Here is a 26,615-nt window from a genome sequence, read left to right as displayed (position 1 = left end):
CGAGGGAGGAGCCCATGACAACGGTCGCGACCCAGATCAAGCTGACGCCGGAGCATAATGCGCGCCCGGGCGCGTCGGTGCGTTCGCGCCTGCAGGACGCGCTGCCGAAGATCGTGCTGGCGCCTAGCTTTGCGATCACCATCGTCTTCGTCTACGGCTTCATCCTGTGGACGGTCTATCTGTCCTTCACCAACTCCAAGACCTTCCCGTCCTATGCGCTGACTGGGCCGCGTGCCTATCAGAGGCTATGGCGCTGGACCTTCGAGAGCGACCCGCCGTCGAGCTGGTACACGTCGATCACCAATATGGGCATTTTCGGCTTTCTCTACATCTTCATCTGCCTGGCGCTCGGCCTTTTCCTGGCGATCCTGCTCGACCAGAAGATCCGTGGCGAAGGCATGTTGCGGCCGATCTATCTCTACCCGATGGCACTGTCCTTCATCGTCACCGGCGTCGCCTGGAAATGGTTCCTCGATCCCGGCCTTGGCCTCGAGCAGACGCTGCATCAATGGGGCTGGACGAGCTTCCATTTCGACTGGATCAAGAACAAGGATTTCGTCATCTACACCGTGGTGATCGCCGGCGTCTGGCAGGCCTCGGGTTTCATCATGGCGATGTTCCTGGCCGGCCTGCGCGGCATCGACGGGGAGATCATGAAGGCGGCGCAGATCGACGGCGCAACCACGGTCCAGCTCTATCGCCGCATCGTCATCCCGCTGCTGCGGCCGGTGTTCCTTTCGGCCTTCATCGTGCTCGCCCACCTCGCCATCAAGTCCTACGACCTGGTCGTAGCACTGACCAGCGGCGGGCCGGGCGGCTCGGCCTGGCTGCCGTCGAACTTCATGTACGAGTACACTTTCAAGCGCAACGAAATGGCCGTCGGCTCGGCCAGCGCCGTGATCATGCTGATGACCATCACCGCGATCATCGTGCCCTATCTCTATTCCGAGCTCAGGGAGCGACCGCGATGAGCGTCATTGCCACGCCCACTCGCCAGAGCACTGGCGGCATCAGCGCCAGGACCGTCAACCGCATCGTCATCTACGGCCTGCTGGCGCTGTTCGCGCTGTTCTACCTGATGCCGCTGTTCGTCATGCTGGTGACCTCGTTCAAGACAATGGACGAGATTCAGAACGGCAACATGCTGGCGCTGCCGCAGGCGCCGACCTTCGAGCCGTGGCTGAAGGCGTGGGGCGAGACCTGCGTCGGCCTGACCTGCGCCGGCATCAAGGGCTATTTCTGGAATTCCATCAAGATGGTGGTTCCAGCGGTGCTGATCTCGACGCTGCTCGGCGCGCTCAACGGCTATGTGCTGACCAAATGGCGCTTCCGCGGCCACACGCTGGTTTTCGGGCTGATGCTGTTTGCCTGCTTCATTCCGTTCCAGTCGGTGCTGTTGCCGATGGCGACGATCCTCGGCAGCCTCGGCCGCTTCGGCGTGACGCTGCGAAACGCAACGGGATTTTCATTCGGCTTGGGCAATCCGACGGTCAATCTGGTCTTTGTCCACGTCGTCTACGGGCTTGGCTTCACCACTTTGTTCTTCCGCAATTATTACGAGGCGTTCCCGACCGAACTGGTCAAGGCGGCACAGGTCGACGGAGCCAGCTTCTTCCAGATTTTCCGGCGCATCATGCTGCCGAATTCGATGCCGATCTTCGTCGTCACCGTCATCTACCAGTTCACCAACATCTGGAACGATTTTCTGTTCGCCTCGGCCTATGCCGGCACCGGTGACGCGATGCCGATGACCGTAGCGCTGAACAACGTCGTCAACACCTCGACCGGTGTCGTCGAATACAACGTCAACATGGCGGCGGCGATGATCGCCGCACTGCCGACCCTTCTCGTCTATGTGGTCGCTGGCCGCTATTTCGTGCGCGGCCTGATGGCCGGCGCCGTCAAAGGATAATCGAATGGCTTTTCTCGAAATTGATGGGCTGAGGAAGCGGTTCGGATCGGTCGAGATCCTGAAGGGCATCGACGTTGATCTCGAAAAGGGCGGCTTCCTCGTGCTGGTCGGCCCGTCCGGCTGCGGCAAGTCGACCTTGCTCAACACCATCGCCGGCCTGGAAAGCATCACTGAAGGCGAAATCCGCGTCGACGGCCGCACGATCAACGATCTCCACCCTTCGAAGCGCGACATCGCCATGGTGTTCCAGAGCTACGCGCTCTATCCGAACATGACCGTCGCGGGAAACATTGCCTTCGGCATGGAGATGCGCGGCGTGCCGGCCCACGAGCGCCAGAAGGCGATCGACAAGGTGGCGAAGGTGCTGCAAATCGGCCACCTCCTGCAGCGCAAGCCGAGCCAGCTTTCCGGCGGCCAGCGCCAGCGCGTCGCCATGGGCCGGGCGCTGGTGCGCGACCCCAAGCTGTTTCTCTTCGACGAGCCGCTCTCCAATCTCGACGCCAAGCTGCGCGTCGACATGCGCATCGAGATCAAGCGGCTGCACGCAACCACCGGCACCACGATCGTCTACGTCACCCACGACCAGATCGAGGCGATGACGCTGGCCACCAAGATCGCGGTGATGCGCGACGGCGAGGTGCAGCAGTTCGGCACGCCTGCCGAAATCTACAACAACCCGACCAACCTGTTCGTCGCCGACTTCATGGGCTCGCCGGCGATGAACCTGATCCCGGCGACGATCGGCGGCAATGGCAACGCGCTTTCCGTGGTGCTGCAGCGCGAGGCGCGCGAGCCGATCTCGCTGCCGCTGGCCGATGCGCCGACTGGTCTGTCGGCATTCCACGACAAGCCGATCATTTTTGGCGTCCGTCCCGAGGCCCTGACCGATCCTGAAGGAGCCGAACGCAACGCATCGAACATCGCCACCGCCGATTGTCACATCGAGGTCGTGGAGCCGGCCGGCTCCGACACCTTCGCCGTCACCAATCTCGGCGGCAAGGCGGTGGTGGCGCGTCTGCGCGCCGACGCCAACATCCAGCCTGGCACCAGCACGCCGCTCGCCTTCAACCTGACCAAGGCGGTGTTCTTCGATCCGGCGACCGAGAACCGCATCCTCTGACAGCCATGACAAACCCGGACATCGTCATCATCGGCTCCGGCATCGGCGGCGCCACGATCGCTTCCGGCCTTGCCGGCAGTGGCGCCTCGATCCTGATGCTGGAGCGCGGCGAACTATTGCCGGCGACGCCGCACACGCGCGACACGCGCGCCATCTTCGTCGACGGCCACTACCGGCCGAAGGAGATGTGGCGCGAGGCCGGGGGTGCTGCGTTCAATCCCGGCAATTATTACTATGTCGGCGGCAATTCGAAATTCTATGGCGCGGTGCTGATCCGCTACCGCAGGCAAGACTTTTCTGTCATGGAGCACTATGGCGGCGTCTCGCCGGCCTGGCCGTTCTCCTATGAGGAATTCGAGCCCTGGTATTCCAGGGCCGAGCAGCTTTTTCGCGTGCGCGGCGCACTCGGCGAAGACCCGACCGAACCGTTCCACTCGATCCCCTACCCCTTCGGGCCGGTGCCGGACGAGCCGCCGATCGCCCGCGCCCGCGCCGAACTCATGGGCCTCGGCCTGCATCCGGCATCGCTGCCGCTCGGAGTCGACATCGATGCCTGGCTAAAGGACGGCAAGACAGGCTGGGACGCGTTTCCCAACACCGGGACCGGTAAGGTCGACGCCCAATCGGGGCCGCTGACAGCGGCACTTGCCGACCGGAACATCAGGCTCGAGACCGGTGCTCATGTCGAATACCTCGAAGCCTCATCGGATGCCAGGACGATCGCCGCCGTTCACTATCGCCAGGGTGGCAGGCTGAAGAAAGTGACGTCGAAACTGGTCATCCTCTCGGCCGGCGCGGTCAATTCCGCCGCCATCCTGCTGCGTTCGCCGTCCCCGAACGGAAACGGCCTTGCCAACCGCTCCGACCAGGTCGGCCGCAACTTCATGAACCACAATTCGAGCGCCATGCTGGCGATCGATCCGCGCCGCAGGAACACCTCCGTCTACCAGAAGACGCTGATGCTCAACGACTACTATCTATCCGACGGCAAGGGCGGCAAGCCGCTCGGCAATGTCCAGCTTCTCGGCAAGATCGACGGTCATATGCTGAGGGCCAACGTCAAGCTTGCGCCCAAATTCGCGCTGGACTTCATGGCCGGCCACGCCGTCGACTGGTATCTGATGTGCGAGGACCTGCCGGACCCCGAAAGCCGCATCATGGTCGACGGCAAGGACATCGTCATGCAGTGGCGGCGCTCCAACATGCAGTCGCTCGACGGGCTGACCAGGGTGATGCGCGAGAACTTCCGCGCCTGCGGCTATCCGATCGTCCTGTCGCGGCCTTTCGACAAGCGCACGCCGTCGCACCAGTGCGGCACGGTCAAGATGGGCGACGATCCGGCGACCTCGCCGCTCGACCCGTTCTGCCGCTCGTTCGACCACAAGAACCTGTTTGTCGTCGACGCTGGCTTCCTGCCGAACTCGGCCGCGGTCAATCCGGCGCTGTCGATCGCCGCACAAGCGCTGCGCGTTGCCGACCACATCCGCAAGAGCGAGCTTGTCCTATGATCGGTCTGCGCCGCCCCTCATCCGCCTGCCGGCACCTTCTCCCCGTGAACGGGGAGAAGCCCGCTGGCCGCAACCCCGGCGCCTTTTTTGCAACGCTGGCGATTGGCGAAGCAGGCGATGAAGGCGTCCTTGTCCCCGTCACTATACGGGGAGAAGTGCCCGGCAGGGCGATGAGGGGCGGCGCTGACGTCCAAAGGAACATCTTCACATGAGCCGTCCGGCAGCCATCATCACCGGCGGCGCGCGCGGCATCGGCCTTGCCTGCGCCGAGGCGCTGGCCGATGCCGGCTTCGATATCCTTGTCGTGGACCTTGCCGAAAAGGCCGGCGACGGGGTTGCCGCTGACATCACCGCCCGCGGCGCGAAATTCGCCTACCATTGCGGCGACATTGCCGACCTCGACGACCATGCCGCATTGGTCGATGCCGCGACGAGCGCCTTCGGCCGCATCGACTGCCTGGTCAACAATGCCGGCATCGGCGCCGTGGTACGCGGTGACCTGCTGGAATTGAAACCGGAAAACTTCGACCGGATCCTCGCCATCAACCTGCGCGGCACCGTCTTCCTCAGCCAGGCCGTTGCCAGGGCGATGCTTGCGGCGCCGGGTGACCACCCGAAATCGATCATCACCATCACCTCGGTCAGCGCCGAAATGGCCTCGCCGGAACGTGCCGACTACTGCATCTCCAAGGCCGGACTTTCGATGTGGGTGAAAACCTTGGCGCTACGCCTCGCCGCCGAAAACATTGGTGTATTCGAGCTGCGGCCGGGCATCATCCACACCGACATGACCGCGGGGGTAACCGCCAAATACGATGCGCTGATCGACGGCGGGCTGGTGCCGGCAAGGCGCTGGGGCGAAGCCGCCGATGTCGGCGCCGCCGTAGTGGCACTCGCCGGCGGCAAACTCGGCTTTTCGACCGGCTCGATCATCAATGTCGACGGCGCGCTGTCGGTGCCGAGGCTGTGAAAAGGTGACGCCATGACCGACTACATCATCGTCGGCGCCGGCCCGGCCGGCTGCGTGCTGGCCAACCGGCTGAGCGAAGAGCCATCGAATTCAGTGCTGCTGCTCGAAGCGGGCGGCAAGGACTGGCACCCGCTGATCCACATGCCGGCCGGTTTCGCCAAGATGACCAAGGGCATCGCCGCCTGGGGCTGGTCGACCGTGCCGCAAAAGCACATGAAGGACCGCGTCTTCCGATACACGCAGGCCAAGGTGATCGGCGGCGGCTCCTCCATCAACGCCCAGATCTACACACGCGGCAATGCCCGCGACTACGACGCCTGGGAGAAGGAAGAAGGCCTTGCCGGCTGGGGCTATCGCGACCTGCTGCCCTATTTCAAGCGGGCCGAGAACAACCAGCGCTACGCCAACGATTTTCACGGCGACCAGGGTCCGCTCGGCGTGTCGAACCCGATTGCGCCGCTGCCGATCTGCGAGGCTTATTTCCGCGCTGGGCAGGAGATGGGCATTCCCTTCAATCCCGACTTCAACGGGGTAGCCCAGGAAGGCGTCGGCTATTACCAATTGACGCAGAAGAACGCGAGACGCTCCTCCGCCTCGGTCGCCTATCTCAGGCCGATCCGCGCGCGAAACAACCTGACCGTCAGGACCGATGTGCTGGTGACGCGCATTGTCATCGACAAGGGCCGCGCCGTCGGTGTCGAGATCGTCGACAGGCCGGGCGGCCAGCCGACGACCTTGCGTGCCGAACGCGAAGTCATCGTCTCGTCCGGCGCCATCGGCTCGCCGAAGCTCTTGATGCAGTCGGGCATCGGCCCGGCCGACCATCTGAAGTCGGTCGGCGTGACGCCGGTGCACGATCTGCCCGGCGTCGGTTCCAACCTGCAGGATCATCTCGACCTGTTCGTCATTGCCGAATGCACCGGCGACCACACCTACGACAACTACGCCAAGCTGCACCGGACGGTATGGGCCGGCCTGCAATACCTGCTGTTGAAAAAAGGCCCGGTTGCCTCCAGCCTGTTCGAGACCGGCGGCTTCTGGTACGCTGACCCGACCGCCGCCTCGCCCGACATCCAGCTCCATCTCGGCCTCGGCTCCGGCATCGAGGCCGGTGTCGAAAAACTGAAAAATCCGGGCGTGACGCTGAACTCGGCCTTCCTGCGCCCGCGTTCGCGCGGCACGGTGCGGCTGAACAGCGCCGACCCCGCCGACCACCCGCTGATCGACCCGAACTACTGGTCCGATCCCTACGATCGTGACATGTCGATCAAGGGGCTCAGGCTGGCACGCGAGATCATGCGGCAGAAAGCGCTAGCCCCCTACGTGCTGCGCGAGGTGCTGCCGGGACCGGCACTCACCAGCGACGACGAGCTGTTCGACTATGCCTGCCGCAGTTCCAAGACCGACCACCACCCTGTCGGCACCTGCCGCATGGGCCATGATGCGATGAGCGTGGTTACGCCCGATCTCAGGCTGCGTGGCATCGAGGGCCTGCGCGTCTGCGACGCCTCGGTGATGCCGCGCATCCCCTCCTCCAACACCAATGCGCCGACGATCATGGTCGGCGAAAAGGGCGCCGATCTGATCCTTGGCCGCGAACCACTGCCGCCGGCCGTGTTTTCCACCAACCAAGCGGCATGAGATTCCAAGAATGATCAGGCACTGTGTTTTCGTTCGATTCCGCAATGACGTCACCGACGACGAGCGCGCGGCAATCCATGCCGATCTTGAGGCGCTGCGGTCGGTGATCGACGGCATGGCCAAGGTCGAATTCAGCGCCAATGTCAGCCCAGAACCGTTCGCGCGCGGCTTCACGCACGGCTTCACCATCGACTTCAGCGATGCCGCCGCACGCGACGCCTACCTGGTGCATGAGGCTCACAGCCGAGCCGGCGCTCGGCTGGTCGCGGCGCTTGAAGGCGGAACCGACGGGCTGATGGTGTTCGACCTCGAGATAGGCGCTTAATGCATGTCGCGCAAAAGCATGCCCTCGGGCACTGACCCGAGGGTGTGCAGCGGTTTTGCGTTAACGACATGCATAAAACAACAATCCAAAGCGCGTCGCGTGAGGTCGGTCGAACGCGACGCGCTTTAGCCTATCCAAGCCTCAGCGCGACGACGCCGGCAACGATGCTGAGCACGGCGGCACCCCGCCAGGCGGTCATCTTCTCGCCGAGCGCAAACACCGAGATCATCATGGCGAACAGGATCGAGGTTTCGCGCAGCGCCGCAACCGAGGCGATCGGCGCCTTGGTCATCGCCCACATCACGATCCAGTAGGCGGCGCCGCTGAGCACGCCGGTGTACACGCCCGCCTTCCAGTCGCGCGCCAGCACCGGCAGCGCTTTTGGTCCGCGAAAGATCAGGCACAGCACCAGCGCCCACAGCGCATCGCAGACGAACAGCCATGCGGCATAGCTCGACGCCGTCGCGGCCAGCCGCGCGCCGCTGCCGTCGGACAGCGTATAGCCGGCGATGAAGATCGAGGTGCCCAGCGCAAAGCCGACGGCGCGCAGGTTCAGCCTTTCCAGATGCGCGCCGCCGCGAAACGACAGCACCAGCGTCCCGGCCGACAAGAGAACAATGCCGAGGATGGCGAGCGGCGCCGGGACTTCGGCGACCACCACGATGCCGCCAAGTGCAGCCAGCAGCGGTGCGGTGCCGCGCGCCAGCGGATAGGTCTGGGCGAAATCGCCGGCCCTGTAGGCGGCGATCAGGAACGTCCTGTAGCCCATGTGGAAGATTACCGAGGCGATGATATAGGGCCACACGTCCGCTTTCGGCACCTCGACGAAAGGCAGCGCCAGAAGCGCCACGGCGCCCATGCCGAGCGTCATCAGCGTGATCGACAAAAAGCGGTCGAGATGAACCTTGACCAGCGCGTTCCAGATCGCGTGCATGGCGGCGGCAGCAAGCACCGCGAAGAAGACGAACAAGGTCATCGGCGGCTCATGCGCCTTCGGCCCCCGTCCCGAACGGCGTTTCCAGGTCGATCTCGACCCGCAGCGGAAAATGGTCCGAGGCGATTTCGTCGATATCGGCACTGGCCGAGCGGACCCGTCCCGCCAACATCCCGCCGACGAAGCAATGGTCGAGCCGTCGCTTTGCCAGCCTGCCGTCGATGGTCTTCACATGGGTATGGAACTCCGCCGTCGGGTCGCTGGCGACGGCGGCGGCATCGACAAAACCGTTGAGATAGGCAGCACCGCGATGGTACGGCGTGCTGCCAACGATGCGCCGGTACTCGGCACTGCCCGGCTCCATGTTGAAATCGCCCATCCAGATCGCCGCCAGCGGGTTTTCCGGCTCCGGCTCGCCATTGCTCCAGTTGCGCACGGGCTCATCGTCGGCGCCGCTCCACGGGCCGCCGTCGGACGGCGCGCGGCGATGCTCGGCGAGCAGATAGTCGATCTGCTCCAGCCGCTCTTCGGCGGCGATATGCGCCAGATGCAGCGACAGCACCCGCACCGGACCGGCAGGGGTGTGGATCATGCATTCCAGCGCTGCGTTGCGGGTGTTGAGCGGACGCACGGTGCGGCGCAGCGGCAGCGTGTGCAGGCGCGACCAGACGATCGGCAGCTTGGACAGGACCATGGTGCCGAATTGCCGCCGCCGGTTGACGATGCGGCCGTCACGCCGCTCGCTGGCGTCCATGTCGAAGGCCGGCCCATAAACCCAATAATGTTCGGGCAGCAGTCGCGAGAGAAGTTCCGGCTGGTCGTCCTCGTTGCTGCGCAGCCAGTGCCGTTCCACTTCCTGCAACGCGATGATGTCTGCGCCAGCGACAACCTCGGCGGAACGCGCGAGATCGTAGCGGCCGTCGCTGCCGAAACCGTATTGGATGTTGTAGCTGACCAGCTTCATTGCTTAACCGGCTCAATTTCGTGATGGCAGTAGCGGTTTGGCGGATTGGTTGCAATGTGCAGCCGGATGCAGAGAGCTTGGGCCAGATAGCGCAGCTAAGTCGTCAGCGGCTGGAATCGTCCCGGCGGAGAGGCGGCCAGTTCCGACCAGTCGATTTCCTCCTCCAGGCGATGATACGCTTCGTCGCCGATCGTCCCGTCGATACGCAATTGCTCCAGCGCGTCACGCTGGCTCTTGATGGCATAGAGGCGCAACCTGTCGTACTCGGTCGCTGCCTGGGCGTCGTCAGGGTTTTCAGCGATCGTGCGCTGCGCGGCAAATTGCTCGCGGACCACGGCCGCGGCATTCGATGTCTTGCCGCTCAACACCTCCAGCGCGGCCTGCATGATGGCGACGCGTGCCTGCGCGACCTCGCGGTCGACAGTTCCGTCCGGATCGAGACGAAGCAGGCGCAGCAGCGGCTTCAGGCTGATGCCTTGCAGCACCAGGGTGCCGAGCACGACCGAGAAAGCGGCGAGCACGATCGGGTCGCGGCCGGGAAAGTCGGCCGGCAAGGCAAATGCTGCTGCAAGCGTGACAAGGCCGCGCATGCCGCACCAGCCGATCAGTACGCCGCCGCGAAATGACGGGGCCTCGGCCTGCCGTTCCGCGTCACCGAAGCTGGCGAGCCACCTCATGATCGCGCCGCATCCCAGCACCCAGACGAGACGCGAGACGATGACGACAGCCAGCACGGCTGCGGCAAAGACAAACGCTTCGACCTGCCCCTGCTCGGCAAGCCGGCCGACGATCGACCGTGCCTGAAGTCCCATCAGGACGAAGGCAAGCACGTTGAGCACGAACACCGCCGTCTCCCAGACCGAGTAGGAGCTGATGCGATTTCTGGCCGGCATGTGGCGCGGCGCGGTACGTGCGATGGTCATGGCATAGACGACGATCGTTATGATGGCGGAGAGCCCGATCCTGTCGGCCAGGATCCAGACGCCGAACGTCCCGGCAAATTGCACCACCGTGCCGCTTGCCGGATCTCTGATGCGGCTGAGGGTGACGAGAGACAATCGGCCGAGCACGTAACCAGCGGCAAGGCTGCCGACCGTCGACAGCAAGATCATCGGAACCGCGCTGCTCAGCAGGATGGAGCCGGCGGCTGCGGAAACCGCCATGCGGTAGATCAGCAGTGCCGTGGCATCGTTGAGCAGGCTTTCGCCTTGCAGGATCGCGGTGACGCGGTGCGGCACCTTGAACTGTCCAAGCACGGCCGACGCCGCCACGGCATCGGGCGGCGCCACGATCGCGCCCAGCGCAATGGCCGCAGCGATCGGCAGGCCTGCCATCGTCCATCCAACGAGCGCCACGGCAGCGGTGGTGAAAACGACGGCGCCAAGCGCCAGCAAGAAAAGCGGCAGTCTGTAGCGATTGAGATCGCGCAGCGACGTGTCGTAGGCCGCGTCAAGAAGCACCGGCGCGATGAACAAGGCAAGCGCCAGTTCGGGATCGATCTCGATGGTCGGCGCAAACGGCAGGAAGGCGATGCCCGCGCCTGCCAACGCCAGCAACGACGGATAGGGAACCTGGAGACGCCGCGACAACGCCGTCAGCGCGACGGCGATCAGCAGGAGAATAAGGGTCAGCTCGAAAAGCGCCATGCCTCATCGTAGCGGCGAAGCCGGGCGATTGGCAGGCAAAAAAACGGCGACGAGTTTGGCTGGTGAATGGTGAATGGTGAATGGTGAATGGTGAATGGTGAATGGTGAATGGTGAATGGTGAATGGTGAATGGTCGCTTGCAGAGAAATCTCGGCGCGTAAAGCGCCTTCTTGCTATTCACTATTCACTATTCACCATTCACTCTTCCCCTAATGCAGCACCAGCATGTCACCCGACGAGAACGAAATCTCGGCCTTTTCGCCGACAGCGGGCGGCGGCGCGGCCGGGCTGTTGAACGTGTCGAGCGACACCGTGCTGCCGCCGATGCCGACGCGAACCCGGATGACCGAGCCGAGGAAGTGCACTTCGGTGATCTCGCCCGAAAGACTGGAGTCGCGGCCGGGATGGCGGCCGAGCGAAATCGCCTCGGGCCGCAGCGCCAGCGACAGCGTGTCGCCGGACTTTGAGCCGTTTAGCTTTCCCTGCAGCGAGACCTCTTGCGAATTGACGCGCACCTTGCCCGAGGCTGCATCGGTGACGGTGCCTTCGAGCACGTTCAGCGTGCCGACGAAATTGGCGACGAACTTGGTTGCCGGCCGGTTGTAGATCTCGAACGGCGTGCCGACCTGCTCGGCCTTGCCGCCATACATGACGGCGATGCGGTCGGAGATCGACAGCGCCTCTTCCTGGTCGTGGGTGACGAAGATGGTGGTGATGCCGAGCCTCTTCTGGATCGAGCGGATTTCCTCGCGCAGCGACACGCGCACCTTGGCGTCGAGCGCCGACAGCGGCTCGTCGAGCAGCAGGAGCTTCGGCTTCGGCGCAATAGCCCGCGCCAGCGCGATGCGCTGCTGCTGGCCGCCGGAGAGCTGATAAGGATAGCGGTCGCCCATCTGCGGCAGCTTGATGAGGTCGAGCATCTCGGCAACGCGCCTGTCGGCATCGGCCTTGGGCATGCCCGCGACCTTCAGCCCGAAGCCGATGTTTTGCGCCACCGTCAGGTTGGGAAACAGCGCATAGGCCTGGAACACCATGCCGACATTGCGCTGGTTGGGCTTGAGCCGGGTGATGTCCTTGCCGGCGACGACGATCTTGCCGGCGCTCGGCTCCTCGAAGCCGGCGACCATACGCAGCACCGTCGTCTTGCCGCAGCCCGATGGCCCGAGGAAGGAGACGAATTCGCCCGGCTCGACGTCGAGGTTGAAATCCTGGACCACGGTGGTGGCGCCGAAGGATTTTCGCACATGCTGGATGGAGAGGAATGGCTCGGCCATGGCTTTTTTTCTTTCGGTCAGTACTTTTCGGTCAGTTTGGCCGGTTCGCCGATCGCGGCGCAAAACGCGACAGGATCTGGATCAGCGACATGCACGCCCAGGTAATGGCGAAGGCGATGATGGCAAGTGCCGCCGGCTCATAGGCGCGATTGGCGCCGATGTTCTGCAGGTAGGGACCGAAGGCCGGCCGATTGAGCAGGCTGGCCATGGTGAATTCGCCGAGGACGATAGCGAAGGTAAGGAAGGCGCCCGACAATACCGCGATCAGCACATTGGGCAGAATGACACGGGCGATGATCGTGCACCAGCCGGCGCCGAGGATCTGCGCCGCTTCCGTCAGCGTGCGCACGTCGATAGTGCGAAGCCCGGTGTCGACGGCGCGGTACATATAGGGCAGCGCCAGCGTCGCATAGCCGATGACCAGCAAGGCGTTGGTGCCCGTGTCGCTCGCCAGGAACGGCAGCGGCGAGTTCGATCCGTACATTCTGATGTAGCCGAAGACGATGACGATGGCGGGGATGACCAGCGGCAGCAGAGTGATGAACTCGACGACCGGTCTCAGTTGCGGCAGCCGTAGCCGGATCCAGTAGGCGGTGGGCACAACAATGAGCACGCCGAGGATGATGGTGAAGATGGCGGCAAGCACCGAATAGCCGAAGGTCGCCTGGAAGCGGGGATCGCCAAGCACGACCTCGTAGGCATCGAAGGAATAGACCCCGCGCCGCATGCGCATCGAGAATTCCACGGTCGCGATCAGCGGAATGAAGAAATAGGCCGCACCCAGCGCGAAGACGACCCAGGCCCAGAAACGTCCGCTCTTCATTTGAGCCACCTTTCGCTGCGCGTCCGGAACCAGATGTAGAAGACGTTGGCGAGGCCGGTGATGACGATCATGCCGAAGGCAATGGCATAGCCGAGATGCGGGTTGTGCAGCACGTCGCCGCGGATCTGTGCGTAAAGCACGATGGGAATGATGTTGAGCGACGAGCCGGTCAGCGCATAGGCGGTGGCGATAGCGCCAAAGGCGTTGGCAAACAGCAGGATGACGGTGCCGAGAAAACTCGGCCATATCACTGGGATGACGACCATGCGCCAGTATTGCGCCGTGGTGGCGCCAAGCGTCGCGGCCGCCTCGCCCCATTCCTTCTTCAGTCCGTCGATCGCCGGCGTGATGATGACCACCATCAGCGGGATCTGGAAATAGACATAGGTCAGCGTCAGGCCCCAGAACGACAGGATGTTGAAGCCGTGGGCGTAGATGTTGAGGCCGAACACGGTGTTCAGGATCACCGTCGCGAGGCCGAGCCGGCCGAGCGTAGCGAGGAACGCAAAGGCTAGCGGCACGCCGGCGAAATTCGAAGCCACGCCGGAAAAGGTCAGCGTCGCCGAACGTATCCAGTTCGGCAGGCCGCCGCGCACGATGGCAATGGCAATGGCCAGACCGGCAAATGCCCCGATGAGCGACGAAGCGAGGCTGATCTTGATCGAGATCCAGTAGGCGGCAAGGATCGTGGGCAGCCTGCAGTTTCCGTCGACCCAGGAGATCCAGGAATCATATTGGCACTGTATGTAGTTCGACAGATTGGGTGGGTCGAAGATACCGACAATGTTGTCGAAGGTGAACGTGCCGGCAGCGTTCTGGAAGGCGCCAAGCACCAGATAGAGTGTGGGCAGGACCAGGAACATGATGGCGAAGATGAAGAACGGCGCCACGCCCAGCCATTGCGTCGGCAGCCGAAACGCGCGCGCCTCGCTGGGCGGCGCCGTCTTCCCGGCAATCGCGTGATCGGAAAGCGAGAGATCGGTCATGCGCCGGCTACCGTCTTATCGCATCGGCCCGAAAATCGAACTCGATTTTCGGAAAGCACGATGCGGAAATTTGAGTTCTAGAGCGTACTTTGCGCGTCTGACGCACGTCGCTCTAGCGGGAATACCGGGCGGCGGTGAAGCCGCCCGGCTTTCAACCTTACTGAACGTTGGCGCCGACGACGGCGTCCCAGTTCTTGGTGATGACTTCCTTGGCCTTGCCCTGCTCATCGAGCGACGGGAACACCGCGGCCTCATAGGATGCGGCCGGCGGCAGCTTGGCCATCACGTCCTCCGGGATTTTGCCGTTCTTGGCGAGATCGTTGAAGCGGATCGGGTGGCAATAGCCCTTCAGCCAGCCGATCTGGCCTTCGTCGGAATAGAGATATTCCAGCCAGAGCTTGGCAGCGTTCGGATGCGGCGCGTAGGCGCTGATCGCCTGCACGTAGACGCCGGCGACGACACCGGTCTTCGGCACGACGACGTCGACCGGCGGATTGCCTTTCAGCGTGTCGCGGCCGGCAAGCGCGTTGTAGTCCCAGTTGATCAGGATCGGTGTCTGACCCTGTGCAAGCGTCGCCGGCTTGCCGATGACCGGCACGAAATTGCCGGCGGCATTGAGCTTCTTGAAGAACTCGAGGCCGGCAGTACCTGCGGCTTCACCGGCCGCGGCGCCGCTTGAAAGACCAGCGGCGTAGACCGCCTGGATTGCCTGATTCGAGGCGCGTGGATCACCGGCGAGCGCGACGGCGTTGGCGTATTCCGGCTTAAGAAGATCGGCCCAATCAGCCGGCACTTCCTTGACCAGATCCTTGTTCACCATCATCGCCAGCACGCCGTAATAGTCGCCGGTCCAGTAGCCTTCGGGATCCTTGGCGCTGTCGGGGATCGTGTCCCAGGTCGACACCTTGTAGGGTTGGATCAGGCCGTCGGCCTTGGCGGTCGGGCCGAAGGACAGGCCGACGTCGATGACGTCGGGCGCCTGCGGGCCCTTATTGTCCTTGTTGGCCTTGATCGCCTCGATCTCGTCTCCGGAGCCGGCATCGGGGTTGAGCTCGTTGACGGTGATTTCCGGATATTTCGCCTTGAAGCCGGCGATCACCGCGCCATAGCCGCACCAGTCATGCGGCAGCGCGATGGTGGTGAGCTGGCCTTCCGCCTTGGCGGCGGCGACCAGTTCATCCATTGACTGCGCCGACGAGATGGCAGAGGTCGCCATCAGGGCGACGGCCGTAAGGGAAAGTACTTTTCCCGTGAATTTGAACATGTGTTCTCTCCGTTGAACTGACGCCGTTGGACGCCTGCGATGCGGTATCGTTTTCGTGTGACAGCCCGATGAATGCTTTGTGAAAGCGATGCCCTGCAGTAGGAAAAATTAAACTCTTTTTAACCGGCTGTAGCAATCGCTCCGCGATTATTTTTCCGGCTAACGAGTTTCCGTCATACCTTTCATCTTTCCCCCTTTCTTTGCCCCTAGTTTCCCGGATCAGTTTCCGGCGCGAATACTGTGTCAGGCGGTGCCGGCAATGGCGTTTTCGAGCAGCGTCAGCGCCGCCTTCCTGGTCAGCTTGACCGGGTTGCCGCCGGCGGTCGGATCGACCACCGCCATGTCGGCGATCAGGCCCTTGCGCTTCTTGTCCATGTCGAGCCCCTTGATCAGGCCCGGCAGCGCGTGCGGCACCTTCAATTCCTTGCGCAGCTTGATGACGGCCTTGGCGAAACCGTCGAAGCCGCCCTTGATCCCGCAATAGGCCGCGAGCCGGGCGATGCGCACCTCGATGGCGTCGCGGTTGAAGGCCAGCACATAAGGCATGAACACGGCGTTGGTCATGCCGTGATGCGTGTCGTAGAGCGCGCCGATCGGATGCGACAGCGAGTGGATGGCGCCCAGCCCTTTCTGGAAGGCGGCAGCGCCCATCGCGGCCGCACTCATCATGTGGGCGCGGGCGACCAGATCCTTGCCATTGGCGAAGGCCTTCGGCAAGTTTTCGAAGACGAGCCGCACGCCTTCGACGGCGATGCCGTCGGCCATCGGATGATAGCCCGGCGCGCAATAGGCTTCGAGGCAATGGGCGAGCGCATCCATGCCGGTGCCGGCGGTGATGAAGCCGGGCATGCCGACCGACAGTTCCGGATCGGCGATGACGATGGCCGGCAAAAGTTTCGGATGGAAGATCACCTTCTTGGTGTGGGTCGCTTCATTGGTGATGACGCCGGCGCGGCCGACCTCCGAGCCGGTGCCGGCCGTGGTCGGCACGGCAATGATCGGTGCGATCGCGTCGGAGTTGGCGCGCGTCCACCAGTCGCCGATATCCTCGAAATCCCAGACCGGCCGCGTCTGGCCGGCCTGGAAGGCGATCAGCTTGCCGAGGTCGAGCGCCGAGCCGCCGCCGAAGGCGATGACGCCGTCATGCCTGCCCTTCTTGAACACGGCAATGCCGGCGGTCAGGTTGGAGTCCACCGGGTTCGGCTTGACCTCGGAAAATACGCCATAGGGTACCTTGGCATCGTCGAGGATCTTCAACGTCGAAGCGACGACCGGAAGTTTGGCCAGCCCCGGATCGGTGACGAACAGCGGCCGCTTGATGCCGGTGGCTTCAAGCACATCAGGCAATTCCTTAATGCGCCCCGCGCCGAAGCGCACGGTCGTCGGATAGTTCCATTTGGAAATCAATTTTGTCATTTCCGTCTTTCAAAAAAATCAGATGGCTTCACGCAGATGATATGACTTCGGCCTCGTCAGATTGTCGTAGCCGATGGCCGACAGCGCCGCGCCCTTGCCGGTGTCCTTGACGCCGGTCCAGACCAGCGCCGGATCGAGATAGTCGCAGCGGTTCATGAACACGGTGCCGGTCTCGACGCGATCACCGATCGCCGCCGCATGCTCGGTGTCGCTGGTCCAAATCGAGGCCGTCAGACCGTAGGGGCTGTCGTTCATCAGCGCGATCGCGTCCTCGTCGTTGCGCACCTTCATGATGCCGACGATCGGCCCAAAGCTCTCCTCGCGCATGACGCTCATCTGGTGATCGACTTCGGTCAGCACTTCCGGCGCCAGATAGGGCGAGCCCTGCTCGTCGTTGGCCACCCTCATGTTGATATGCGCTTTGGCGCCCTTGCGCAGCGCCTCGGCCTTCTGCTCGCGGATCAGGTCGGCAAAGCGCGCCTGTGCCATCGGCCCCATTGTCGTCGCCTGGTCGAGCGGATTGCCGACGACATAGTTCCTGGTTTCGGCGATGAAGCCTTCGACGAATTCGTCATAGACCTTCTCGTGGACATAGACGCGCTCGATGCCGCAGCAGCACTGGCCGGAATTGTAGAAGGCGCCGTCGACCAGGTTGGCGACGGCATGGTCGATCTTTGCGTCGGCCAGGACATAGGCCGGATCCTTGCCGCCGAGTTCAAGGCCGAGCGTCATGAAGGTGCCCGCTGCGGCCTTTTCGATGGCGCGGCCGCCGGCGACCGAGCCGGTGAAATTGACATGGTCGATCTTGCCCGAGCCGAGCAGTGTTTCGGTCTGCGCATGGTTCATGACGAGGTTCTGGAACAGACCCTTGGGCAGGCCTGCCTTGTCGAACGCCTGTTGAAAGCGTTCGCCGACCAGCAGCGTCTGCGCCGCATGCTTGAGGATGACGGCGCTGCCGGCCATCAGCGCCGGCACGATCGTGTTGACGGCGGTGAGATAGGGATAGTTCCACGGCGCGATCACCAGGACCACGCCGAGCGGCACCTTCTTCACATAGCGGCGAAACCCATCCTTGGGATTGGAGGCCATCACCGGCTTGAGTGCCGCTTCCGCAATCTCGACCATGTAGCTGGTGCGTTCCCTGACGCCGCCGAACTCGCCGCCATAGCGCACCGGGCGGCCCATCTGCCAGGCGATCTCCGGCACGATCTCGTCGGTCACGGCGACCAGCGCTTCCAGCATGGCGAGCATGTACTTGCCGCGCTCGACGATCGGCGTCTCGGCCCATTTCTCCTGCGCCGCCTTGGCACGCTCGACCGCCGCATTGATCGCCTGGTCCGTGGCGATGGGCCGTTCGGCATAGATCGAACCATCGACGGGGGATTTGAGTTTTACGGTTTCCAAGTGGGCGTCTCCATATATCGAAGGCAAAGCGTCAGCAGGCAAGGGCGCGAACATGCCCGGCTCTTGCATAATCCAGTATTGACTGATCGCGGGTCACGAGCGTCAAATCGAACGCCCGCGCTGTCGCGATCAATATCCTATCCGCCGGATCGCCGTGGAGCGATCCAGGCAAGAAAGACGATTCAATCAACAATTCCGGCGAAAGAGCCTCGACCTTGATGCCTGGCGTGGCGATCACTTCCCCAAAAATGCTTGCTGGCGACTTTGCTGCCGCCAGCCGGCCCTTGGCGCTCAGCAGGCCCAACTCCCAGGCCGAAATGGGGGAAACCCGGACCTTCTCGTCAACAGCCGCGGCGCCGTTGATGGCAATCTTGGCTTCCGGCGTGATTGGCTCGTTCAGCGCTATCCATATGATCGCGCAAGTGTCGAGCAACAGCCTGTGCGTCACGGCAGCTCAAAGGCCGGCCTCGTGTAATCATGTCCTTTGAGAAGCGTGACCTTGCCTGTCCATATGCCGAAAAGAGGATGGTCGGTATTTCCCAGCGGAAGTTCGTAGCTGGCCTGCGCTGGTTCCGCCATTCCCGAACGAGTCTTGTCTGTGGTAGCCATATTCGGCTTTCGATAACCTTCGGGCCATCCCTCCAGTTTGAAATCCACCCGCTCGTTCGCAAGATCGACACGAGACGCCCGGTAGTTTGCTCGCAACCAGGCGCGCGCCTGGCTGTGCCCGCTCGGGCTGTTCGCCCACCATTCCTCCCGCTGTCGTGCCGACGGCGGCAAGCGGCCACCGATAACTTGCTCGATCTCTGCGAAGCTCATCGACATCTGGCCCTGGCCCGAGAACAGGAGATGCTCGAAAAGCGGATGGTATTTGGTTCCTTCGGTCATCGCACAACCTAGCTCAAGCCGCATTTTCGGTCAAGGTATTGATAGTATCTTACTATCTTTCTAATAACGCTCGAACCCCCTGTGCAGTTCCCAATCGGTAATGCGGCGGTCGTATTCGAACTGCTCCCAGTGCGCCGTATGGACATAATGCTCGAGCACGCCGTCGCCGAGCGCCTGCTTCAGCATCTCCGATTTCGCAAGCGTCTCGGTGGCGTCACGCAGGGTCTTCGGAATTTCCGGCAGCTGCGAGGCCTGATAGGCATCGCCGACGAAGGGTTTTTGCAGTTCAAGCTTTTCATCGATGCCGGCAAGGCCGGCCGCGATCAGCGCGGCGAAGGCGAGATAGGGGTTTAGGTCGGCGCCGCCGATGCGGCACTCCATGCGGATGCCCTTGGTGCCCTCGCCGCACAGGCGAAAACCGGCGGTGCGGTTGTCCTCGCTCCACATGATCTTGGTCGGCGCGAAGGTGCCGGCCTGGAAGCGCTTGTAGGAGTTGACGTAGGGCGCCAGGAACCAGGTGAATTCCCTGGCATATTTGAGCTGGCCCGCCGCCCATTGCTGGCCGAGCGTCGACAGTGTCCATTCGGCCTTTCTGTCGTAAAAAAGCGGCGTCTCGCCGTCGGCGCTCCACAGCGAATTGTGGATATGGCTGGAATTGCCGGCCAGCCCGTAATTGTACTTGGCCATGAACGAGACCGCCTTGCCTTCGGACTCGGCGATTTCCTTGGCGCCGTTCTTCAGGATGACGTGGCGGTCGGCCATCTCGAGCGCCTCGGCATAGCGGACATTGATTTCTTCCTGGCCCGGACCCCACTCGCCCTTGGAGTTCTCGATCGGAATGCCGGCCGCCTGCATCTCGTTGCGCAGCCGGCGCATGACGCCTTCTTCCTTGGTGGTGATGCCGATCTGGTAGTCGCCGATATAGGGCGAGGCTGTGTCGAGGCCCTGCCAGTGCTTCTTGCGGGCGGAATCGTAGGTTTCGCTGAACAGATAGAATTCGAGCTCGGAGGCGAAATAGCCGAGATAGCCACGCTCGGTCAGCCGCCTGACCTGCTTCTTCAGGATGGCGCGCGGCGAATGCGGCAGGTCGTCATGGGTGTGGTGGTCGAGCACGTCGCAGATCACCAGCGCCGTCTTTTCCAGCCATGGAATGCGCCGCAGCGTCGACAGATCCGGCTTCATGACGAAGTCGCCATAGCCTTTCGACCAGCTCGCCGCCCTGTAGCCGGGCACCGGTTCCATATCGATGTCGGCGGCCAGGAGATAGTTGCAGCCATGCGTCTCGTCATGGGCGGAATCGACGAAATACTGTGCCAGGAACCGCTTTCCCGCCAGCCGCCCCTGCATGTCGACAATGCACGCCAGCACGGTGTCGACCTCACCGCTGGAGACCGCCTTTTTCAACTGATCGAACGAGAAATTTCCGGCCATTCTTGCAAGCTCCGCCGCCTTTGTGGCGCTTCGAGAGTTCAAATCTGGACCCGGCCGCAGGAAGCGGCCGGGTAGTTGAGATACCGAGACAGGTCAGGCTTTCTGCGCGTGCTCCAGCGCGAACTCTTCTTCCGGCGACAGGATCAGCTTGTGACGGCCGACCAGCCCGAAATAGACGATCGCGATGGCGAACCACAGCGCCACCCAGACCACGCCCTTGGTGAAGTTCGCGTCCTGAATCTGGTAGAGCAGGGTGACCACGCCGATGATGATCGTCAGCACGGCGCCCGGGACGCCGAGCGGGCTGCGATAGGGACGTTCCATGTTTGGCTGGTTCTGGCGCAGCAGGATGAAGGACACCGCCTGCAGGATGTAGGAGAACATCGCGCCGAACACCGCCATGTTCAGCAACACCGAGCCGATGAGCGAACCGGCCGTAGCGCCGCCAAGCGCGAACCACATGATCAGCATGATGCCGAAGCCGACGATGGCGCCCGCAAACATCGCCACATACGGCGTCTTGTACGATTTGTGGGTGACCGACAGCGCCGACGGGAAATAGCCGGCGCGGCTCAGCGAATAGACCTGGCGGCCCATGGCGAAGATGATGGTGTGGAAGCTTGCTATCAATCCAATCAGCGCGATGACGCCAAGCAGCACTGCGCCCGAGTCGCCATAAATCGCCCGGAAGCCGTCAAGCAAAGGCTCGCCGGAAGTCGCGAGCTTGAACGAACCAACGCCGACGACCGACGGGTTGAGCAGCACGATCATGAAGGCCGAGACCATCAGCGTCAGCATGCCGGCGATAATGCCGCGCGGCATGTCGCGCTTGGGGTCGACCGATTCTTCCGCCGCCAACGGTAGCTGCTCGATCGCCAGGAACAGCCACACCGCAAAAGGCAACGTTGCCAGCACGCCCGACAAGCCGAACGGGAACATCGAGCCATTGCCTTCGGGAAGCTCCATCGCCGCTCCGTCCGGGCCGACGCCGATGTTCAGCGCCCAGCGCGAAAAGTCCATACTCGGGATAGCGCTGATCCAGAACACAATCAGCACGGCCAGCGACAGCAGCGTGACGATCAGCGTGACGCGGAAGGACAGCGCGACGCCGAAAATATTCAACGCCAGGAACAGCCCATAGGTCACCAGCCACCAGAGTGGTGGCCAGACGCTGGAGTCGGGAAAGGCGACCGACCAGATGCCTCCCATATAGGAGCCGATGAAGAAGGCGATGACGGCGGGCGTCACCACATACTCGACGTTTTCGCAAAGCCCGGTGATGAAGCCGCCCCACGGCCCCATCGCCGTCCGGGCGAAGGAGTAGGCAGCGCCGGTGTGCGGCAAAGCCGGGCTCATCTCGGCGATCGAGAAGACGAGGCCGACATACATGATGGCGATGATGATGCCGGCCACCAGCATGCCGCCCCAGCCGCCTGTCCCGAATCCGAAATTCCAGCCCGAAAAATGCCCGGATATGACGGCGCCGACGCCGAGCGCCCACAGATGCCAGACATTGGCGTGACGCACCAGTTGCCGGTCCTCGAAATAAGATTTGTCGCGCTTCGCGTATGCGACGCTGCCAACTTGCTTCGTATTACCGCCTGCCATTTGAAAGTCCCCTTCTTCTTGTCAGTTGACCGGTTCCACCGGATGGCCGAGCCCGCGCCGGCCAGATCCCTGGGATCCGGATGACGGCTCGAGATCGGAAAAAATCCCCGTGAGCAGATCCGCCCATTTTCGCTGCCCGGCTTCGTCGGATATTTCGTCGTTGCGGATTTCGATCATCGCGCAGGGTAGCTCCCGCGGGCGCGCGTGCCGTTCCAGCGTGAAATAGACACGGTCGGCCGGCGAATAGGGTTCGTTGATGCCGACTGTGACGCCGGCGAGCCGCTGCAGCGCGGCGACAAGCGGCGCTGCCAGCCGACGATCCTCGTCATGGATGATGCCGATGTGCCAGGGCCGGCTCTTGCCGTTGTAGACCGGGTTGAAGGAATGGATTGAAACCAGCCGCGTCTCGAGCCCGCGCGCCAGCCTTGTGTTGATGATGTCAGCGACCGCATCGTGAAAAGGTTGCCAGGACAGGGCGATGCGCGCGGCGCGCTGCTTTTGCGACAGGCCGGTATTGCCCGGAATGGTTGTAGTCTCGCTGACCGGCGGCACCAGATCGGGTGCCTCGAGCGGGCGGTTGCAGTCGATGACAAGCCGCGAAATGCGGGTCTCGACCAGCGTCGCGTCAAGCGCCGCGGCCATGCGGCGGGCCACCGGCAACGCGCCGGGATCCCAGGCGATGTGGCGGGAAAGCTCTTTGGCAGCAAGGCCGAGCGTTCCGAATTCCGGCGGCAGGAAATTGGAGGCGTGGTCGCAGGTCAGCACGAAAGGGCTCGATCCGCCGGGGTTCGTCACCCCTACGGCTTCAGGCGATGCAAGGCTGGCGGGCCGTGCTGTCTCCATTATCCTGTCGTCCCCGGGGAGCGCTGTATCGTATGTTACGTATTTTGCCTCATTGCGTCCCTGTGGATGATTTCATACAGTTTGTCCGGCTTTGTCAAACGCGATTTCGGGTCAAATGCGATTTCGGCAAAACGGCCGGGCATGGGGAAAAGATGATTTCGAGCATTGCCGAACTGATCTCGGACCGCATCGGCACGATGCCGGCGGGCGAGCGCCGCGCAGCGCAGACGCTGATCGCGAGCTATCCGCTGATCGGCCTGAAGACGGTCGCCGAATTCTCAGCTGCCGCTGGCGTCTCCTCGCCGACGATCCTGCGTTTCGTCGCCCGCCTCGGCTTCCAGAACTACCCGGAATTCCAGTCGGCGCTGCAGGACGAACTCGCGGCGCAACTGCAGTCGCCGGCATCGCGCACTCTCAACCCGCCATCGCCGAACGGCGGCGCGGTGTCGCCGATGCTGGAGGCGACGCTCGACAACATGCGCGAAACGTTCAGGCACCTGTCCGACAAGCAGCTTGCCGACATCGTCGCAAAGCTTGCCGACCGACGCGGCAAAACCTTCCTGATCGGCGGCCGCTTCACCGATCCGCTGGCGCGCTACATGGCCGCCCACCTCGCCATCATCCAGCCCAACATCTTTCACCTCGCCGGACAGGAAAGCGTCTGGCGCGATCGGCTGATCGACATGGGCAAGCGCGACGTGCTGGTGATCTTCGACATCAGGCGCTACCAGGACAGCCTGGTCCGCTTCGCCGAGACGGCACACCAGCGCGGCGTGCAGATCGTGCTGTTCACTGACCAGTGGCTGTCGCCAATCGCCCGCTTTGCCCGCCATGTCATCGCCGGGCGCACCGCCGTGCCCTCGGCCTGGGATTCTTCGGCAGCCCTTTTCGTCGTGGCCGAAACGCTGATCGGCGCCGTCACCCGGCAGCTCGAGGCCGACGGCGCCAAACGCATCCGCGAGTTGGAAAGCCTGCGGTAGAGGCGCGGGCTGAACAGACGAACCCGACCAGCAGCAAAAAGTATTTTCAAGCAGTTTTTCAGCTACCCTCAGAATCACTTTTCGCGAGATACGCATTTGACGCATCATTTCTCATAAGTTAGAATCATTTTTCAGGGATTTTGGTGGATCGTACCAAAATTCGAACGCGAGGTACGGTTTTCATGGCTGCTCCGCAGGAGCATCAATTTTCAGGGCCGGTGAACGTTTTTCAGGAACTGCGCCTTCCTGAAACCGCGACTCTTGCCGGCTACAGCGCGCTGATCGGGGCCTATGGGCTTGCCGTGCCTCTGCCGCGGACTCTCTCCGCCACCGGCGAGCATCACCGCATCACCGAGCGGGACGGCTGGCGCATCATGACGCCCCGGCATGCGCCGCATTCAACCCTTGAAGGCCACCTGACCTTCGCTCTCAAATACGAAGGACTGGACCTGGCAATCCTCAAGCAGCTATTTCTGGCGACCGGAACCGCACCGATTGAAGCGCTTGTTCGCAAAAGCCCGACCGGCAGCTACGCCCGCCGGATCTGGTTTCTCTATGAGTGGCTGACGGACACGCGCCTCGATCTCCCCGACGCGACCGCCGGACGCTATGTTCCTGTTGTCGACCCCGAACTGCAATGGGCGGCGCGGGGCAAGACCGCTCCGCGCTACCGCGTGAAGGACAACCTGCCCGGCACGCCGTATTTCTGCCCGCTCGTGTTCCGCACCAAAGCCCTTGAAGAATTCATCGGCCTCGACCTGCCTCGGCGTGCGCAGGCGATCGTCGCGAACGTGCCGCGCGACCTGCTTGCTCGGACGGCCGCTTTCCTTCTGCTCAAGGACTCGCGATCAAGCTATGCGATAGAGGGCGAGCGTCCGCCGCAGGACCGCATCCAGCGCTGGGGCCGCGCCATCGGCGAGGCCGGTCGTCAGCCGCTTGACCGCGATGAACTGCTGCGCCTGCAAAGGATCGTGCTCGGCGATGCCCGCTTCGTGAAGCTCGGCTTCCGGCAGGAGGGCGGCTTCGTCGGCGGGCATGACCGCGACAACCGCATGCCGCTGCCCGATCACATCAGCGCCCGGCCCGAGGACCTGGAATCGTTGATCGACGGCATGGTCGCGTTCGACCGCGGCCCCGCCCAAAGCCTCGATGCGGTCATCGTCGCGGCGATCCTCGCATTCGGCTTCGTCTACATCCACCCGTTCGAAGATGGAAACGGCCGCATTCACCGCTACCTGATCCATCATGTCCTTGCCGCGCGCGGCTTGAACCCGCGAGGATTAGTGTCCCCTGTTTCGGCCGCGATACTGGAGAAAATCGACGAGTACCGGGGCGTGCTTGAGAGTTATTCGCAGCGCCTGCTGCCGCTGATCGAATGGCAGCCGACGCCGCAATTCAATGTCCGCGTCCTGAACGACACTGGGGATTTCTACCGCTTCTTCGACGCGACGCCCCACGCCGAATTTCTCTACGCCTGCGTCCGGCGGACGATAGAAAAGGATATTCCCGACGAGACCGCCTTCCTGCGCCGCTACGATCAGTTCCGGCAGCAGGTCGATGCCTTCATCGACATGCCCGAGCGTCTAACCGATCTGCTCTTTCGCTTGCTTCATCAGAACGGCGGCCGCCTTTCGAACCGCGCCCGTGAAAGGGAATTCGCCGCTCTAACGGATGACGAGGCGGAGCGGATCGAGGCGATCTACCACCAAACCTTCGGACCCGGCCTGCAGGCATGATTGTTCCATGGGTAACATCTATCGCGGCGCTTTCGTCACTTCCGGCAATCGAACCGCTCCGTTGGCGACCTCAACTCGACCGCCTGATCGCTTCCGCGCCGGAGAAGGCGTGCGCGCCAGGCTGCAAACGCAAAACGGCCCGCGTGATGCGGGCCGTTTTTGTTTGGTTGCGGGGACAGGATTTGAACCTGTGACCTTCAGGTTATGAGCCTGACGAGCTACCGGGCTGCTCCACCCCGCGTCAACCAGACGGCGAATGCCGGCCGGGCAGCCCGGACTTTTTGTTTTGTCCGTCCTCGAGGCCTTCGGCCTTTGCGGGCGGACGGGGCGCTGCTCCACCCCGCGTCAACGTCAGAAGTAAGCCTTGGCTCACTGGAATCAAGCTTTCGCCAACTGAAAGGGCCGCTTGCGCGGCCCGAGTTCCCGATTGGCGGGCCTGTTTTGTAAGGAGAAGACTGGATTTTTGCAACGTGCGTTTTGCAGACCTGGCAGCGACCTACTCTCCCGCGTCTTGAGACGAAGTACCATCAGCGCTGGAGCGTTTCACGGCCGAGTTCGGAATGGGATCGGGTGCAGCCGCTCCGCCATAACCACCAGGTCGGCAAAGCGCACGTTGCTCGAGAAGCTGTTTTCTGTGCCAACCATCGTTTTCACGATGGGCATAGGGAATGAGAACGATCAAGCCGATCGAACTATTAGTACCGGTAAGCTTCAAGCGTTGCCGCTCTTCCACACCCGGCCTATCAACGTGGTCGTCTTCCACGGTTCTCAGGGAATACTCGTTTTAAGGTGGGTTTCCCGCTTAGATGCCTTCAGCGGTTATCCCGTCCGGATATAGCTACCCTGCTATGCGGCTGGCGCCACAACAGGTCCACCAGAGATCCGTCCATCCCGGTCCTCTCGTACTAGGGACAGATCCTTTCAATATTCCTACACCCACGG

Annotated in this window: 23 protein-coding genes, 1 tRNA gene and 2 rRNA genes; 9 read left to right on the top strand and 17 right to left on the bottom strand. The window is 62.8% G+C overall.

Translation table 11 applies throughout. The features are described 5' to 3' along the window. Nucleotides 1-14: 14 nt before the first annotated feature. The 7 genes from BLT09_RS31625 (at nt 15) to BLT09_RS31590 (ending at nt 7,476) form a co-directional block, all read left to right on the top strand. Nucleotides 15-971: a carbohydrate ABC transporter permease gene (locus BLT09_RS31625; RefSeq protein WP_091600425.1), complete on the top strand. Its 957-nt coding sequence runs from the start codon at nt 15-17 to the stop codon at nt 969-971. Continuing rightward, nucleotides 968-1,912, top strand: a complete 945-nt coding sequence (locus BLT09_RS31620; RefSeq protein WP_091600410.1) for a carbohydrate ABC transporter permease — start codon at nt 968-970, stop codon at nt 1,910-1,912. The genes BLT09_RS31625 and BLT09_RS31620 overlap by 4 nt, the downstream gene beginning before the upstream one ends. Before the next feature lie 4 nt (nt 1,913-1,916). Continuing rightward, entirely contained in the window at nt 1,917-3,032 is a 1,116-nt protein-coding gene (locus BLT09_RS31615; RefSeq protein WP_091600409.1) for an ABC transporter ATP-binding protein, read from the top strand. Between the two features lie 5 nt (nt 3,033-3,037). Continuing rightward, nucleotides 3,038-4,540 carry a GMC oxidoreductase gene (locus tag BLT09_RS31610; RefSeq protein ID WP_091600408.1) on the top strand — a complete coding sequence of 501 codons (1,503 nt, stop codon included), beginning with the start codon at nt 3,038-3,040 and terminating at the stop codon, nt 4,538-4,540. Between the two features lie 208 nt (nt 4,541-4,748). Then, complete coding sequence (locus BLT09_RS31600) at nt 4,749-5,510, top strand: 3-ketoacyl-ACP reductase (RefSeq protein ID WP_091600407.1); 762 nt, start codon at nt 4,749-4,751, stop codon at nt 5,508-5,510. Nucleotides 5,511-5,522: 12 nt separating this feature from the next. Continuing rightward, entirely contained in the window at nt 5,523-7,151 is a 1,629-nt protein-coding gene (locus BLT09_RS31595; RefSeq protein ID WP_091600406.1) for a GMC family oxidoreductase, read from the top strand. Nucleotides 7,152-7,161: 10 nt separating this feature from the next. After that, nucleotides 7,162-7,476, top strand: coding sequence for a Dabb family protein (locus tag BLT09_RS31590; RefSeq protein ID WP_091600405.1), 315 nt, complete (start codon nt 7,162-7,164; stop codon nt 7,474-7,476). A gap of 130 nt (nt 7,477-7,606) precedes the next feature. On the opposite strand, the gene BLT09_RS31585 is transcribed toward BLT09_RS31590, so the two are convergent. The 14 genes from BLT09_RS31585 to BLT09_RS31520 form a co-directional block, all read right to left on the bottom strand. After that, nucleotides 7,607-8,452 carry an EamA family transporter gene (locus BLT09_RS31585; RefSeq protein WP_091600404.1) on the bottom strand — a complete coding sequence of 282 codons (846 nt, stop codon included), beginning with the start codon at nt 8,450-8,452 and terminating at the stop codon, nt 7,607-7,609. A 7-nt stretch (nt 8,453-8,459) separates the two neighbouring features. Further along, nucleotides 8,460-9,374, bottom strand: coding sequence for an endonuclease/exonuclease/phosphatase family protein (locus BLT09_RS31580; RefSeq protein ID WP_091600403.1), 915 nt, complete (start codon nt 9,372-9,374; stop codon nt 8,460-8,462). 95 nt (nt 9,375-9,469) lie between these two features. Then, the gene (locus tag BLT09_RS31575) at nt 9,470-11,020 is read right to left on the bottom strand and encodes a cation:proton antiporter (protein WP_091600402.1); all 1,551 of its coding nucleotides are present in this window, start codon (nt 11,018-11,020) and stop codon (nt 9,470-9,472) included. A 209-nt stretch (nt 11,021-11,229) separates the two neighbouring features. Next, a complete protein-coding gene (locus BLT09_RS31570) occupies nt 11,230-12,294 on the bottom strand; it encodes an ABC transporter ATP-binding protein (RefSeq protein ID WP_091600424.1) in 1,065 nt (354 codons plus the stop codon). A gap of 31 nt (nt 12,295-12,325) precedes the next feature. Next, the gene (locus BLT09_RS31565; RefSeq protein ID WP_091600401.1) at nt 12,326-13,117 is read right to left on the bottom strand and encodes an ABC transporter permease; all 792 of its coding nucleotides are present in this window, start codon (nt 13,115-13,117) and stop codon (nt 12,326-12,328) included. Further along, the gene (locus BLT09_RS31560) at nt 13,114-14,103 is read right to left on the bottom strand and encodes an ABC transporter permease (RefSeq protein WP_027153284.1); all 990 of its coding nucleotides are present in this window, start codon (nt 14,101-14,103) and stop codon (nt 13,114-13,116) included. Before BLT09_RS31560 ends, BLT09_RS31565 begins: the two co-directional genes overlap by 4 nt. Nucleotides 14,104-14,260: 157 nt before the next feature. Then, nucleotides 14,261-15,367 (bottom strand): ABC transporter substrate-binding protein, encoded by a 1,107-nt coding sequence (locus BLT09_RS31555; protein ID WP_091600400.1) that lies wholly within the window; start codon nt 15,365-15,367, stop codon nt 14,261-14,263. A gap of 243 nt (nt 15,368-15,610) precedes the next feature. Further along, nucleotides 15,611-16,783, bottom strand: coding sequence for an iron-containing alcohol dehydrogenase (locus BLT09_RS31550; protein WP_091600399.1), 1,173 nt, complete (start codon nt 16,781-16,783; stop codon nt 15,611-15,613). Nucleotides 16,784-16,801: 18 nt separating this feature from the next. Further along, on the bottom strand, nt 16,802-18,241 hold the full coding sequence (locus BLT09_RS31545) for an aldehyde dehydrogenase family protein (protein WP_091600423.1): 1,440 nt from the start codon (nt 18,239-18,241) through the stop codon (nt 16,802-16,804). After that, nucleotides 18,219-18,635, bottom strand: a complete 417-nt coding sequence (locus BLT09_RS31540) for a type II toxin-antitoxin system VapC family toxin (protein ID WP_091600398.1) — start codon at nt 18,633-18,635, stop codon at nt 18,219-18,221. The genes BLT09_RS31545 and BLT09_RS31540 overlap by 23 nt, the downstream gene beginning before the upstream one ends. Beyond that, nucleotides 18,632-19,075, bottom strand: a complete 444-nt coding sequence (locus BLT09_RS31535; protein ID WP_091600397.1) for a DUF7662 domain-containing protein — start codon at nt 19,073-19,075, stop codon at nt 18,632-18,634. Before BLT09_RS31535 ends, BLT09_RS31540 begins: the two co-directional genes overlap by 4 nt. A 60-nt stretch (nt 19,076-19,135) precedes the next feature. After that, the gene (locus BLT09_RS31530) at nt 19,136-20,506 is read right to left on the bottom strand and encodes a glutamine synthetase family protein (protein ID WP_091600396.1); all 1,371 of its coding nucleotides are present in this window, start codon (nt 20,504-20,506) and stop codon (nt 19,136-19,138) included. Between the two features lie 93 nt (nt 20,507-20,599). Continuing rightward, entirely contained in the window at nt 20,600-22,114 is a 1,515-nt protein-coding gene (locus BLT09_RS31525; protein ID WP_091600395.1) for an amino acid permease, read from the bottom strand. A 21-nt stretch (nt 22,115-22,135) separates the two neighbouring features. After that, complete coding sequence (locus BLT09_RS31520; RefSeq protein ID WP_091600394.1) at nt 22,136-22,957, bottom strand: N-formylglutamate amidohydrolase; 822 nt, start codon at nt 22,955-22,957, stop codon at nt 22,136-22,138. Between the two features lie 152 nt (nt 22,958-23,109). Between BLT09_RS31520 and BLT09_RS31515 the strand changes: the two genes are divergently transcribed. Beyond that, complete coding sequence (locus BLT09_RS31515) at nt 23,110-23,937, top strand: MurR/RpiR family transcriptional regulator (protein ID WP_091600422.1); 828 nt, start codon at nt 23,110-23,112, stop codon at nt 23,935-23,937. 182 nt (nt 23,938-24,119) lie between these two features. Beyond that, nucleotides 24,120-25,673 (top strand): Fic family protein, encoded by a 1,554-nt coding sequence (locus BLT09_RS31510; RefSeq protein WP_091600393.1) that lies wholly within the window; start codon nt 24,120-24,122, stop codon nt 25,671-25,673. Between the two features lie 164 nt (nt 25,674-25,837). Here BLT09_RS31510 and BLT09_RS31505 read toward each other — a convergent pair. From BLT09_RS31505 to BLT09_RS31495, 3 genes are all read right to left on the bottom strand, one after another. Then, a tRNA-Met gene (locus BLT09_RS31505) sits at nt 25,838-25,914 on the bottom strand. A gap of 242 nt (nt 25,915-26,156) precedes the next feature. Then, nucleotides 26,157-26,271 (bottom strand): 5S ribosomal RNA (rrf, locus tag BLT09_RS31500). A 76-nt stretch (nt 26,272-26,347) separates the two neighbouring features. Next, nucleotides 26,348-26,615 (bottom strand): 23S ribosomal RNA (locus tag BLT09_RS31495); the annotation flags it as partial.

The sequence above is a fragment of the Mesorhizobium muleiense genome, assembly GCF_900099905.1.
GTDB classification, from domain to species: Bacteria; Pseudomonadota; Alphaproteobacteria; order Rhizobiales; family Rhizobiaceae; genus Mesorhizobium; species Mesorhizobium muleiense.
This window is presented reverse-complemented; position numbering and strand designations above follow the sequence as displayed.